Origin of the sequence: Cytobacillus sp. FSL K6-0129, from assembly GCF_038007625.1 — a bacterium.
Taxonomy (GTDB): Bacteria; Bacillota; Bacilli; order Bacillales; family Cytobacillaceae; genus Cytobacillus; species Cytobacillus kochii.
The window spans coordinates 2,530,868-2,544,709 of the sequence record NZ_JBBOXM010000001.1; the positions used below are offsets into that span (position 1 = coordinate 2,530,868).

Annotated in this window: 15 protein-coding genes; 9 read left to right on the forward strand and 6 right to left on the reverse strand. The window is 38.0% G+C overall.

The genetic code is table 11. From position 1 onward, the window contains the following. Positions 1-529: 529 nt before the first annotated feature. From MHI57_RS12660 to MHI57_RS12695, 8 genes are all read left to right on the forward strand, one after another. Positions 530-1,594 carry an ABC transporter substrate-binding protein gene (locus tag MHI57_RS12660; protein WP_095371730.1) on the forward strand — a complete coding sequence of 355 codons (1,065 nt, stop codon included), beginning with the start codon at positions 530-532 and terminating at the stop codon, positions 1,592-1,594. Next, positions 1,587-2,621 (forward strand): FecCD family ABC transporter permease, encoded by a 1,035-nt coding sequence (locus MHI57_RS12665; protein WP_095371729.1) that lies wholly within the window; start codon positions 1,587-1,589, stop codon positions 2,619-2,621. Before MHI57_RS12660 ends, MHI57_RS12665 begins: the two co-directional genes overlap by 8 nt. Further along, complete coding sequence (locus MHI57_RS12670) at positions 2,618-3,649, forward strand: FecCD family ABC transporter permease (RefSeq protein ID WP_251162210.1); 1,032 nt, start codon at positions 2,618-2,620, stop codon at positions 3,647-3,649. Before MHI57_RS12665 ends, MHI57_RS12670 begins: the two co-directional genes overlap by 4 nt. Further along, the gene (locus MHI57_RS12675; protein WP_340976633.1) at positions 3,649-4,464 is read left to right on the forward strand and encodes an ABC transporter ATP-binding protein; all 816 of its coding nucleotides are present in this window, start codon (positions 3,649-3,651) and stop codon (positions 4,462-4,464) included. The genes MHI57_RS12670 and MHI57_RS12675 overlap by 1 nt, the downstream gene beginning before the upstream one ends. Before the next feature lie 231 nt (positions 4,465-4,695). After that, positions 4,696-4,896, forward strand: a complete 201-nt coding sequence (locus tag MHI57_RS12680) for a cold-shock protein (RefSeq protein WP_095371726.1) — start codon at positions 4,696-4,698, stop codon at positions 4,894-4,896. A gap of 89 nt (positions 4,897-4,985) precedes the next feature. Further along, positions 4,986-5,162, forward strand: coding sequence for a hypothetical protein (locus MHI57_RS12685; protein ID WP_180316921.1), 177 nt, complete (start codon positions 4,986-4,988; stop codon positions 5,160-5,162). Positions 5,163-5,237: 75 nt separating this feature from the next. After that, complete coding sequence (locus tag MHI57_RS12690; protein WP_095371725.1) at positions 5,238-6,101, forward strand: GAF domain-containing protein; 864 nt, start codon at positions 5,238-5,240, stop codon at positions 6,099-6,101. A 259-nt stretch (positions 6,102-6,360) separates the two neighbouring features. Further along, complete coding sequence (locus MHI57_RS12695) at positions 6,361-7,047, forward strand: N-acetylmuramoyl-L-alanine amidase (RefSeq protein WP_340976636.1); 687 nt, start codon at positions 6,361-6,363, stop codon at positions 7,045-7,047. Positions 7,048-7,131: 84 nt separating this feature from the next. Here MHI57_RS12695 and MHI57_RS12700 read toward each other — a convergent pair whose 3' ends face one another. The 6 genes from MHI57_RS12700 to MHI57_RS12725 all read right to left on the reverse strand — a co-directional run bounded on the left by MHI57_RS12700 (position 7,132) and on the right by MHI57_RS12725 (position 13,264). Continuing rightward, positions 7,132-8,136 (reverse strand): 2-hydroxyacid dehydrogenase, encoded by a 1,005-nt coding sequence (locus MHI57_RS12700; RefSeq protein WP_340976637.1) that lies wholly within the window; start codon positions 8,134-8,136, stop codon positions 7,132-7,134. Positions 8,137-8,150: 14 nt separating this feature from the next. Further along, positions 8,151-8,912: an SDR family NAD(P)-dependent oxidoreductase gene (locus MHI57_RS12705; RefSeq protein WP_095371722.1), complete on the reverse strand. Its 762-nt coding sequence runs from the start codon at positions 8,910-8,912 to the stop codon at positions 8,151-8,153. Between the two features lie 2 nt (positions 8,913-8,914). Continuing rightward, a complete protein-coding gene (locus MHI57_RS12710; RefSeq protein ID WP_340976638.1) occupies positions 8,915-10,432 on the reverse strand; it encodes an FGGY-family carbohydrate kinase in 1,518 nt (505 codons plus the stop codon). 11 nt (positions 10,433-10,443) lie between these two features. Then, positions 10,444-11,706, reverse strand: a complete 1,263-nt coding sequence (locus tag MHI57_RS12715) for a PTS galactitol transporter subunit IIC (protein ID WP_340976639.1) — start codon at positions 11,704-11,706, stop codon at positions 10,444-10,446. 120 nt (positions 11,707-11,826) lie between these two features. Beyond that, the gene (locus MHI57_RS12720) at positions 11,827-12,378 is read right to left on the reverse strand and encodes a glycerol-3-phosphate responsive antiterminator (protein ID WP_095371719.1); all 552 of its coding nucleotides are present in this window, start codon (positions 12,376-12,378) and stop codon (positions 11,827-11,829) included. An 82-nt stretch (positions 12,379-12,460) separates the two neighbouring features. Next, positions 12,461-13,264, reverse strand: a complete 804-nt coding sequence (locus MHI57_RS12725) for a class I fructose-bisphosphate aldolase (RefSeq protein WP_340976640.1) — start codon at positions 13,262-13,264, stop codon at positions 12,461-12,463. 260 nt (positions 13,265-13,524) lie between these two features. Here MHI57_RS12725 and MHI57_RS12730 point away from each other — a divergent pair, with 260 nt between their 5' ends. Next, a complete protein-coding gene (locus MHI57_RS12730; RefSeq protein WP_180316920.1) occupies positions 13,525-13,836 on the forward strand; it encodes a PadR family transcriptional regulator in 312 nt (103 codons plus the stop codon). Positions 13,837-13,842 lie beyond the last annotated feature (6 nt).

A 13,842-nucleotide genomic window follows, 5' to 3' on the forward strand; every position in this document is an offset into this window, starting at 1 on the left:
CTGGTGGCTATTAAAATTATTCTCCTAGAAGGCAGTGACTGCTCCTTTGCGGCGCTCTTTAATTACATTCAACTGTCAGTGTCAAGCTAGCGATGTACATATTTGATTATTTCAGTAAGTACAAAATGAAATATATGATGTGGGGTTTTATGGGAGTTGCCAACACATCTTGGCGGGTTTTCATCTTTTGTGTACGCATTTTCCTTTTGCCTATACATCTTGGCAGTTATCTCATGAAAGTGTACCATTCCTTGATTATGTCAGGTGATTCTCGTTTCTATGCTCCCCCCCCATCCCCCATTCATGGATTTTCCTTTAAACAATGATTTCTTCTTTTGTAAATTTTCCACATGACAGGATCCTTTCAAAAATAGCTTGATTGCCTTAATCATTCACTTATAAAGTTATTATAAATTTCCGAAAATCATTGACTTCTACTCTAGGTAATTATACACTGAATGAGAATGATTATCGTTATTAAATTACTACATACGATTGTCACAGTTTAATAGAAGAGAAGGGGAAAAAAATGAAAGCAAAGAAGTCGTTCTTATTACTACTATTACTTGTATCTACCGCCATGTTTGCCTTAATTGGTTGCTCAAATAATGAATCAACCGCTTCTGAAGATGAAAAAGATAAAGAGGCGGAAACAACTACAGATCAATCATCCGAAACAGAATATCCAATTACGATTGAACATGCTTTTGGTGAAACAGTTATTGAAGAAAAACCTGAAAGAGTAGCAACAATTCAATGGGCGAACCATGATGTTGTACTAGCCCTTGGCGTTGAGCCTGTCGGTTTTTCTGCAGCAAACTATGGTGTAGAAGATGGTAGTGGCTTACTTCCATGGACTACGAAAAAACTTGAAGAACTTGATATTAAAGATCCTAATATTTATCAAGATACAGATGGTCTTGATTTTGAAGCGATTGCAGACTCCAACCCTGATGTTATTCTTGCTGGTTACTCTGGAATTACACAAGAAGATTACGATTTATTAACACAAATTGCACCAGTTGTCGCATATCCAACTACTCCTTGGACAACAACATGGCGTGAACAAGTGCTTCTTAATGCCAAAGGAATGGGCATGGAGAAAGAAGGAGAACAACTCATTAAAGATACAGAGGATTTAGTTGCTGAAAAAGTTGCGGAATATCCTGAATTAAAGGGGAAAAAAGTAGTTTGGGCTAACTTCTCAGCAAACGATTTGTCTCAGTTCCACCTCTATACACCTGCTGATCCACGTGTGGCATTCCTAAAGGAAATGGGATTAGAAACACCTGAGAGTATTACCAATCTAATCCAAGATGAAAATGCATTCTCTTTATCTCTAAGTGCTGAAAATGCTGATATACTTAATGATGCTGATATTATCATCGGTTACAATGATGAAAGCACATATGATGCAGTAAAAGCAGACGCTCGTCTTGGCAAAATTAAAGCTATAGAAAGAGGATCGGTTGTCTTTATTGGTAACAACACACCACTTGCAGCTTCCGGGAACCCTAACCCGCTTTCTATCGAATATACAATCGATGAATACCTAGAATTAATCGCAGATGCGGTTGAGAAAGTTGATGAATAATTTAATTGAAAAGCAAGTCCCAAAAAGGCATCTACCAAAGCATTTGATAATTGTGCTCGCTGCATCTATCATTCTACTATGCTTATGTGTTGTTGCCTCTTTGGCATTTGGCGCAAGGTTTGTATCATGGAATGAGTTAATGACCGGTCTATTTCACCCAGAAATAGAATCATTTAGTTCAAGTGTTGTGCAAGAACGCATCCCTCGTACGATTTTTAGTTTATTATGCGGTGCTGCTCTTGGTGTTTCCGGCGCACTCATGCAATCTGTAACAAGAAATCCAATTGCTGACCCTAGTATTCTTGGCGTAAATACAGGGGCAGCGCTTTTTGTCGTCTGTGGGATAGCTTTTTTTCAAATTAGCAGTGCAGCTGAATATATTTGGTTTGCGATTGTTGGAGCTATGCTAACAGCGATTTTTGTATATGGAATTGGTTCAATGGGTAGTTCAGGTGCGACCCCACTTAAGCTCGTCTTAGCTGGGGCAGCAACAAGTGCCGCTCTCTCTTCCCTCGTTAGTGCCATTATGCTATCTCGTACATATGTCATGGATCAATTTAGATTTTGGCAAGTAGGTAGTGTAGGGTCTGCTAACTGGAACTTAATCTTCACTTTTTTACCTTTTTTAGTTGCAGGGATTTTGCTTGCGATCATGACTGCTTCTGCTTTGAATGCATTAGCACTTGGTGACGAAGTGGCTACCGGACAAGGTGTCAGAACCGGTATGATTCGTTTAATCGCTGCATTTGCAGGGGTTATTTTATGTGGTGCCGCTACTGCGCTAGCCGGTCCAATTGGCTTTGTCGGTTTATTAGCGATGCATTTGATGCGACTCATTCTAGGTGCTGATCTTAGATTCACCATTCCCATGTCGGCAATATCAGGTGCAGTCATTTTAACAATCGCAGATATCGCTGGTCGTATCATCGGTAGCCCAGGGGAGTTAGAAGCTGGAGTTGTTACAGCCTTTATTGGAGCGCCTTTATTAATATTTTTAGCGATTAGAATGAAGGTGCGTTCACTATGAGACATCCATTATTAACCGTTATTAAACAGGGACGAATAAAAAGAAGACAGCGCTGGTTACTGATTAATAGCATACTCTTTGCTACAGCCTTAGCATTATGCTGTGCCATGCTTATGTTTGGTAACTCCTATTATCCGCCACAAGAGATTTGGAGTGCACTAACAGGGAATGCTGCTGGCGGTGCTTCCTTTGCCGTCAATACAATCCGTTTCCCGAGAATGTTAGCTGGTTTTTTTGCTGGTATTGCTTTCGGCATAGCAGGGAATACATTTCAAACGATGCTAAGGAACCCGCTTGCTAACCCCGATATTCTGGGTATTACTGCTGGTTCAAGTGTGGCAGCTTTAATTTGTATTCTTATTTTCCATACAAGTAACACGGTCGTATCTATTGCATCTGTCATTGCCGGATTATTAACGGTATTCCTTATTTTTATTTTATCTAAAGGAAAATCTTTTTCCATCGGACGATTAATACTAGTCGGTATTGGTATTCAAGCTATGTTGAGTGCAGCCATTTCTTTTCTATTAATGCGAGGGGCGCAAGAAGATATACCTACTGCCTTACGATGGTTAAACGGCAGCTTGAATGGTGCTCAGCTAGATTCAACGATTCCATTAATGATTACTGTCATCCTATGCGCGCCTATTGTTGCCATTTTGGGTAGACAGCTCGGCATTCTTGAATTAGGTGAAGAATCGGCGACATCGCTCGGACTCAATACGAATCAAACAAGAATACTCCTTGTACTAACTTCGGTTGCCATGCTAGCCATTGCCACCGCAACGACCGGACCGATTGCTTTCGTTGCCTTTTTAGCTGGACCGATTGCCAAAAGACTAGTTGGTGTCGGGTATTCTAATGTCATTCCTGCAGGTCTCGTTGGTGTGAATCTTGTTTTAGCAGCTGACTTGATTGGTCAGTTTGCTTTTACAACTAGATATCCTGTTGGTATTATTACTGGATTACTCGGGGCACCATATCTAATTTACTTACTTATCCGTATGAATCGAAAGGGTAGTTTATAATGAAAACAATACACCAATTTGAAACGAAGGAAGTCATAGCCGGTTATGATCAGAAAACGATTCTTCATGGGTTGGATGTGGAGATTCCAAGCAATAAAATAAATGTCATTATCGGGGCAAATGCTTGTGGAAAATCGACTTTGTTAAAAACGATGGCGAGGCTAATCAAACCACAGTCCGGTCAGGTTATTCTTGATGGGAAATCAATTGATCAAATTCCACCGAAGCAACTCGCTCGGGTACTCGGTATTTTACCACAGTCCCCTATTGTTCCAGAGGGAATTACAGTAACTGATCTCGTTGGTAGAGGGCGTTATCCTCACCAGAAAATGTTCAGTGGTTGGTCTAAGAAGGATTATGAAGCGGTAGCTGAAGCAATGGAAATTATGAATATCGCAGAACTTGCCGATCGTAATATTGACGAACTATCTGGTGGTCAGAGACAACGAGTATGGATCGCCATGGCACTGACACAACAAACAGATATTTTATTTTTAGACGAGCCGACTACGTTTTTGGACATTGCCTATCAAGTAGAAATTTTAGATTTATTAACCGATCTCAATCGTAAATACGGGACAACTATCGTCATGGTTTTGCATGACATTAACTTATCTGCACGTTACGCAGATTACATTTTCGCATTAGAAAAAGGGCAGCTCATCGCAGAAGGTGAACCTTCTCAAGTCATCACAACTGAGCTTGTGAAACAAGTCTTTGGTCTAGATTGCACTGTCATCAATGACCCTGTCTCCCTCTCACCTATGGTTGTACCTAGGGGCAGATACCATGTACAAGTAAATGAATCGTTATAAAAACAAGAAACTCGCTTCTGTAAAATGAGCGAGTTTCTTTTTTTACATTAAATAACACCTTCCTGTATTTGCTAATATCATTGAAAAATGGTATGATGAATATAATTATTTTTGTTCGGTGTAAAATTGAGAGAGAGGAAATCTCTTCTAAGGAATTTTTTGTCTTAAAATCGTATGTTTGAACAAGGGTAGTAATACATTTGTGGTAACCCCACAACAGGAGACGATAACATGGAAACAGGTACAGTAAAATGGTTTAACGCAGAAAAAGGTTTTGGATTTATCGAGCAAGAAGGCGGAGAAGATGTATTCGTACATTTCAGCGCAATTCAAAGCGAAGGCTTCAAATCTTTAGACGAAGGTCAAAAAGTAACATTTGACATCGAACAAGGTCAACGTGGTCTTCAAGCAGCTAACGTTAACAAAGCATAATTACTATAGAAAAAAAGACTCCATCTAGGAGTCTTTTTTTCATTAACGGTAAGGACACATTATCTTCACTAATGAAAGGGATTGAGATTATGAGCGTAGAAATGTTTCGTATCGGGGAAATGGTAAATATAAAAAGGACGAAAGAGCAAGTGATTATATCAAAAAGCCAGTATGTAAAAAATATGAAAAGATACTCTTATGTCGTTAATAAATATCCTGGTACATTTTTCTTTGAAGAAGAATTGATGAAGTGCGAAAAGAATTAAGTTCTTGCATCTGTAATCAGTGATTCTATTTTTATGCTAAAATTATAGTATCAATCAATTTTGGAGAGATGTTCGATGATCAGTAAAGTAAAGGATAAAACAGTTTACCAATCTCTAGTGGATACGTCTACTAAATTATTTGAGTTGTTAACTAAAAACTTAGATGTCAATTCTGCATATATAGCCAAAAAAGTAGGCAATAAAATGACTGTTATTAATTCCTATAATAAAGTGGAATTTATCATACCAGACGATATTGCTGTTGATTATCAAGAATCGAATTGCAAACTTGTATTAGAAAATAATGAACCTGCGAAAACCGTGATGAATTTAATGGCTGATGAAGAAACAAAAAAGCGAAAAATCACCGATGAGCTTGGTGTGAAAGCCTTTATTGGGGTTCCGTTAAATCGCCCAGATGGATCAAACTTCGGCACGCTCTGTTTAATGGATAAAGATGAAAAAACCTTTACCAATGAACAAGTGGAAATGGTCCAATCCATTGCCGATGTCCTCTCCTATATTATTGAACTCGATGACCTTTATGAAGATATTGATTTACTCAGCGTACCCATTATTCCGATATCAAAAGGGATTGCTATCTTGGCACTACAAGGCAACGTCAACGATAAAAGGGAAAGAAAAATTCTTGAAGATACATTAAATTATACATTAAGCCATAAAATTTCTTCTTTTCTCATTGACTTATCTGAAATGCAAATCTCTAATTATGAATTTTCCGATGCACTTAATCGATTAGTCTCGGCTCTTAAACTTATGGGCGTGAAGGTAATGCTTTCTGGTATTCCAACAGCACTTGCTAGCTCAACAAGAATGAGAGACCAATTCCAAGATTTAGAAGTAACATTTGTCAGAAGTATTGAAGATGGACTAAAAAAATTAGGTTATCAAATTGTGGAACGTGAAGAAGAGCAGTAACTCCTACTGCTCTTCTTCACGTTCCCATGTCTTAACCTTCCTATTAGACGAAAGTCTCCTCTTCTCTCTTTGACAGCATAGTCATTCCCGCTTTTATAAGCTAAATATCTCCATACCTCTTTAATGGCCTTGTTTAGAATCTACCTCTTCCTACCAACCTTCCTTGTGCGAATCAATCAAATGGTTAAAAAGTAGTTTAAGTGTACAAGCACTAAATGCATCCTTTGCATAAAACTATTAGAAAAGGAGGTATTTTCATATGGTAAAAATATATATCGATCCTGGTCATGGTGGTACTGACCCTGGAGCAGTAGGTAATGGTTTACAGGAAAAGAACCTTACACTACAAATAGCTACAAAGGTAAGAGATTTATTATTAGGATATAGTAATGCTGAGGTACGAATGAGTCGAACAGGTGACCAAACCGTTTCTCTTGCCCAAAGGACAAACGATGCCAACGCTTGGGGGGCCAATTACTTCTTATCCATTCATATTAATGCCGGTGGCGGTACTGGCTATGAGGATTATATCTATCCTGGATCCGGCACACCTACAACAACCTATCAAAATATCATCCATGAAGAAATAATGAAAGTCGTTAACTACGCCGATCGTGGGAGAAAGCAAGCCAATTTTCACGTATTAAGAGAAAGCAATATGCCTGCTATTTTAACAGAGAACGGTTTTATTGACACAGTTGCTGATGCCAACAAATTAAAACAAGCGTCATTTATTCAAGCCATTGCCCAGGGACATGTAAATGGACTCGTACGTGCCTTCAACCTGGTTCCATCAGGAGGAGCTATCTATCATACAGTTGTCAGCGGAGATACTGTCTACGCCTTATCTCAAAGGTATGGAAGCACAATTGCACAAATTCGAAGCTGGAATGGATTAGACGCTAATTATACGATTTATCCTGGGCAAGTTTTGCGGGTGAAATAAAGCAACTATTTTATATTAAAAGTTAAAGTCGGGCTGCCCCTTAAACATAACAAGCCCGACTTCCTCTTTCGAATATAAACTTTCTTATGCTTTCTGACTTTCTTTCCATTGTACAATCGATTTAGCTAACTTTTTTGGCGTATTTTTAAAAGCGTCTATTGTGCTCCCAGCTAAATGTGCAGTAATTGTTACATTATCAAGATCTAAAAACGGACTTGCCTCTCCTAAAGGTTCATGGTCAAAAGTATCAATCGCTGCACCAGCAATTTGTTTCTCATTTAATGCTCGAATAAGATCTTCTTCACATACTAGTCCTGATCTAGCTGTATTGATAAGAACAGCAGTACTTTTCATCATCGCTAACTGTTCATACCCGATAAGATGCTTCGTTTCCTCCGTTAATCTCCCATGTAGAGTCACAACATCTGAATCTGACAATATAGTTTCTAAATCTACTTGTTCAAAAGCCGTTTCCCCCTGAAAATAGGGATCATAGAAAATAATTCTAGTATCAAACCCACTTAGAAATTTGCCAACAAGTTGCCCAATATGACCATAGCCAATGATTCCTATTGTTCTATCTTCTAATTCTGGTACGAAATCAGCATTACTAAAATCTTTGCGCCAATCTCCTTGTTTTAAGGCAGCATGTGAACGGGCAATATTTCGAATTTCAGATAGAATCATCCCCACCGTAAATTCAGCTACACTTCTTGCATTTCTACCGGGTGTATTAATCACTTCTACCCCTCTTGCTTTAGCCTCATTAATGTGAATATTTTCTACACCTCCACGTAAAACCCCTATCAATTTAAGATTTGTGGCTTTCTCGATCACTTTTTGACCAATTGGTGCAAATTGTGTAATAATCACCTCATACTGATCGATATCGTCATATAAGTTTTCTGGTAAACATACTGCTTCACTACCTTGTTGCTCAATAGCAAGATTATCCTTCTGCAACGCTTCTAAACTCTCATGCCGCCATTCTCGAATCGCCAGCTCGATACCGTTATCTATTAAAGTTTTTAATCCTTGTTCCATCATTTCCTTCGTAATAAATAAATCCGCAATTGCTAAGCATTTCATCTGTGCTTCTCTCCTTATCTCATTAACATTCCACCAGTAGCATCAACTGTCGCCCCGGTCATATACTTAGATTTTTCTGATACTAAAAAAGCTGCAATATCTGCCATTTCTTCTGGTTTTGCTACTCTCCCAACTGGAATTCGATTGACATAATAATCACCTTTTTGCTGCAAGGAATCTTTAATCATATCGGTTTCTACAATACCGAGTGCCAAGTTATTAACTGTAATATCATCCTTTGCATGTTCTCTAGCAAGTGAAATCGCAAACGCAATCATCCCAGACTTACTAGCTGCATAGTGTGAATGACCTGTTGTTGAGCCATAAAACGCTGCCTGTGACGTAATATTGAGGATACGACCACTTTTCTTATGAAATAAACAGTGTTTTATAAACCCTTGTGAAGTTAGAAACACACTATCAAGATTAATTCCGATTGTCTTCTGCCATTCTTGTAAGGACATATCTTTAATATAATTGGTTGGCCATACCGCAGCATTATTCACTAAAATATCAATCGATTCCTCTATCCGTTCACTTGCCTTTTCCATTAACTCTGCTACTGCTTTCTCATTCGAAAGGTCGAGTTGAATGGCCACTGATTTTTGTCCATATCCTTGTATCTCTTTAACTACTGCCTCTGCTTGTTCTCTGTTCCCTTGGTAAGTAAGGACCACATTCGCCCCCTCTTTACCGATGGTTCTAGCAATCTCTTTGCCTACGCCACGAGAGGCGCCGGTCACAACAGCTGTTTTTCCTCTTAAACCTAAATCCATTCTTATATCCCTACCTTCCATACCTCTTCCATTTTCGCTAGTGTCTGTTTATATTGTTGATATTTTTTTTCATAGATTGCCTTGTTCTCAGGGCGAGGTTGAATAATACGATTCACTTTCACCATTGCTTCAGCCGCTTCTTTAATTGATTCGTAGTCCCCGTTCATAACGGCTGCACACATCGCAGTTCCCAGCGTTCCATGTTCTTTTACTTCAACAATTTCTAATGGTATTTGCAAGCTATCAGCAAATATCTGTAACCACACATCAGATTTTGTCACACCGCCAGCTATTCTAGAGGCTTCAGGTTTTTCAATATATTTTAATAATCTTTCAATATGATAGATATGTCCAAAAACAATCCCCTCATAAACAGCTTGAATAAAATGTTTCTTTTCATGCCAACTATTCATTCCAATAAAGCATGATGTCGCATGTGGCACTGTATTCGAACCGAATAAAAACGGAAAGAATACAAGCTGACTCTCCTCTGGTGTCGTTTCTTCCACCAACTCATTGCAAATATCATAAATCGATTGTCCTGTCAGTGCACATTGTTGTTTTTCCTCTATCATAAAATGATCAATAAACCACTCCAGGTTACTTGCTGAGGTTGGGCTTGCTTCCGTGGTTAGCCAATAGTCATCCAAGCAGTAAATCGATGTCATAAATAGTTCACAATCAATAACTGGTTTTTTCGTAATATATTCATTTATACTCCATGTACCTGCAACAATCGCTAATCGGTCTTCTTTTACCAAACCAGAGGCAACTGCCGAAGCTGCAATATCAAAAATCCCACCTGCTACAGGCGTCCCTTCCTGTAACCCTGTCATTTCAGCAATCTCTTTAGTAATGGCCCCACAATAATCTGTTGACTGTTTAAGTGGTGGCAATTTATCAATGAGATCGTCGATACCAAAAAAGGATAATAATTGTTGATCATAACAGCGGTCACGGACATTTAACAAATTTGTTCCTGAGACATCTGTTAGTTCTAAAAAAGCTTCGCCCGTTAATTTAAAACGTACATAATCTTTCACTGTAAATATATAATCTGCTTCTTCTATAACAGATGGTTGGTAATCCTTTAACCATCGCAGTAATGCTACAGGCTGACCCGCCCAAACAGATTGCATTGTCTTTGGTAGCACCTTTTCTTCAAAATTACTATCGCCGTACCATTCTTCTATATATTTCTTGGCACGATTATCTGTTGAGATAATCCCGTTATATACTGGCTCTCCTTTTTTATCTGAAAGATATAAACCATTCCCATGTCCAGTAATCGCAAGACCAACAATTTTACTTGTATCAATTGAACAATGATTAATTAACTCTCGAATGACTGCTAGATTCGCTTCCCATAACTCATACATATCACGCTCTGTATGATAGGGTTTTGGCATAATCATTTTTGTCTTCTTAGATGCTATGCCAACTTCTTTGCCACCCAAAGTATATAATGCTGCTTTTGTGATCGTACCTCCATTATCGATTCCCATAATATACTTCTCCATTGTTCTACCCCCTAAGATAATAATCCAACAATCTTAATAATTATCCACCCTAACGGTGTGGTCGCTCCCCCAACAAGATTAGCAAGCTCGGTCTCTTTATGAAAACTACTAGGTAAAGCGACATTAGATAGGTTAGCAGCTTCTGTAAATCCAGCAGCAATATCGGTCCCTATATAGAGCACTAATGTCATAATCGCTATTCCGGTTATATATAATCTCACCATATTTTGTTTAAGGTAGGGCGCACACATGGCAAACAGAAATGAAAGCGATGCCAAATCAGTGAATGGCAATAAACGATTACCTGGTAAAATAACAGCAAGTAATAATGTCGTTGGTATCATTAGTAAACCCGTAGCTAACACCGACGGTCTTGCAATCAATAATGCCGTGTCCATCGCAATATAAAACTCTCGATCTGGGAACCTTCTTTTTAAAAACGCCTCGGCAGCTTCTCTAATAATATTTAATCCTTCCACAAGCACATCGACCATTTTAGGTAGTAGAACCATTACTGCCGCAACCGTTATACCAAGAGTCAGGACAGCAGCTACATCGAAACCAGCTAAAATCCCCAATAATGTTCCAATTAATGCGCCCAATGTCATGGGCTCTCCAAATATCCCAAACTTCTTTGTAACCGTTTCAGGATCTGCCTTTACATCCCTTAAACCTGGAATTCTTTCTATGATCCAATTAATCGCTATACCTACAGGAACAAAAATGGCTGTGGTCCCATGCGGAAATGAAATCCCTTTTAATTGATAATCTTCTTGTATACGTGAAGCCGTCTTATCAGCGATATAGAGTGTTACCAGAAAATGGACAATCGATGCTATAACTCCTAACCAAATATTCCCTGATAGCGTGTAAACAATTGCACCAACAATCATAAAAATCCAAAAATTAAAGATATCAATATTCACTGTTTTTGTTGCCTTCAAGAAAAGCAAAATTATATTTACTAGTATAAGCCCAAAAACAGCGAATGGCACTATTGGTGACCCCCAACCAATTGCTGCAGCTACTGGCCAGCCTGGGTCTATAATCGTTAAGTTCAAATTAAAACGCTCAACCATAGATTCTGCTGCTGGTCCAATGCTTTCAAGCAATAAGGTAATAATGAGATTAATACCCACAAAACCAATCCCAACTAGCATGGCTGCTTTAAACGCTTTACCAATAGGTACCCTAAAGCATAATGCCAATAGAAAGAAAATAATCGGCATCATGACAGATGGACCTAAATCAATAATCCAATTTATAAGCTCCATAACGCTCCCCCTAAACTTTTTTTAAATAAAAAATCCCCCACAAAGAAACGGTACTAGACATACCAATTCCTTATGGGGGTTATTTCTCATGGACACTGAACCCTCAAATCTATTTTGTTGTCAAAATAACCATAAAGAAGATTGACTAGTTGTTACAGCCAAAAAGCCAGCTTTAAAAACAGAATCAAGTTGTTCTTTTTGATCAATAAATCCACCTGCCAACAAAGGTGTATGTGGTAAAACCTCTCTAATACGTTTAATATACTGTGTTGCAAATGGACCTGGTAAGACTTCTACTGCATCGAATTGCGATCCATTTAAAGCACTGAGAGATTGTTCAAAAGAACGTGAATCCAATAGAAAAATTCGATAGATTGCTATTAATCCTATCTTCCTCGCTTGTTGAAGTACACGCTGATTAGGTGAAATGACCCCATCCACTTTAAATAAATCCTTCAACCACTTTACTCCTTTTGCATCCTTTGTTAACCCTTCGACTAAATCAATATGAACAAGTACCTTTTTATTATGTTCATGGCATCTTTTTGTTAATTGACCTAAGTTCCCAATATGAACATCAGATAACAATATAAATGGTGACTGACTCTTTAAAGCATCATCTAAATATTTTAACTGTCGAATGGATGGGATAACTGTTTTTTCATTAAACATATGACACCTTCTATTTTTTGATAATTTTATCGTAAAACGCTTACATAATAGTGTCAATCTGTTTTACTTCAAGTCTATGATCCTATCTTTGGCTTAATGCCTTATAATCCTGATAGGCATCGGCAACAGTGCCACCTTTATGAATAATCGTATGGAGTGCCGCTATAGCAGCAACAGGATGATCATTTTGCGTTACGTTTCTCCCTACCGCAACTCCTTTCGCTCCCACACTCATACAATGATGAACAAATTCAAGATATTCTTGAAAATCATTTGTTTTAGGCCCGCCTAATGCTAATACAGGCCGTTTAGCAGCTTGAATAATTAACTGATCATCTTTTGTACCAGTAAATCTAGTTTTTATAATATCTGCACCTAGTTCCGTTCCTAGTCTAGCAGCAGTAGCAATAACGTCAGGACTTTTGGAAGCCTCATTTGTTACAGCATAACCATAAGGTAATGTTTCACACATATAAGGCATCTGCCAGTGATCTGCTTCTTTCGCTAATTTCAAAGCAATATCATGAGCTACTTCCTCATTTTCAGCACCAGGGAAAGTCATAGAAATGACCCCATCTGCTCCTAAGCGCACTGCATCTTCAACTGAAAAAGCAGCTTGTGTATACGGTACACTTGGATCATAAATTTTACTCGACATATCCACTCGCAAAAGCATCCCTACATCTGGAAACTCTTCCTCATAGATATTGGCCATTCCGTAAGTAACTAATATGGCATCTAAACCTTGGTTTACCATTTGAGGTAACACATGAATGGCCCTATCAATCCCCTCTGTTTTGTTAGAAAAGTAATAGCCATCTAGGGCAAGCACTAATGCTTTACCGTCTTCAGCAAATATTCGACGCATTCTTCTCTTCTTAGACATCCAATCTCTCCTTTTCAAATAAAAAAGACCTCATAAATACCCATTAACTAAACATTAGCTAATGTATTTATGAGGTCTCACGTCAACACATGACCGTAATTTTATATATATTTTGTTTTAACATATTTATATTATCAGAAAAAACAATAAGTAGTCAAAGTTAATTTTCATTTATTAATTATTTACATCTAAAGTCTTTTATATTAATATTGTTATCGAAAACCGATATCGTTATTAGAAAACAAAGGGAGTCCTTATGGTTGGAAAACAATAAGATATTAAGAAAGTTATTTTTAGGCTTTATCCATATTCATATTTTACATCATGCCAAAGAGCATCCCATATATGGAAGCTGGATGTTAGACGAATTAAGAGAACATGGTTATACCATTAGTGCAGGTACACTATACCCTATATTCCACGGAATGGAAGCTGATGGTTTGTTGCTAAAAGAAGACCAATTGGTAGATGGGAAAATAAGAAAATATTATCGCATTACTGAAAAAGGTGAAGCTATTTTAATTGAAGCAAGAGCAAAGGCCTATGAATTATTCAAAGAAATTAAAGAGTAAAGGAGT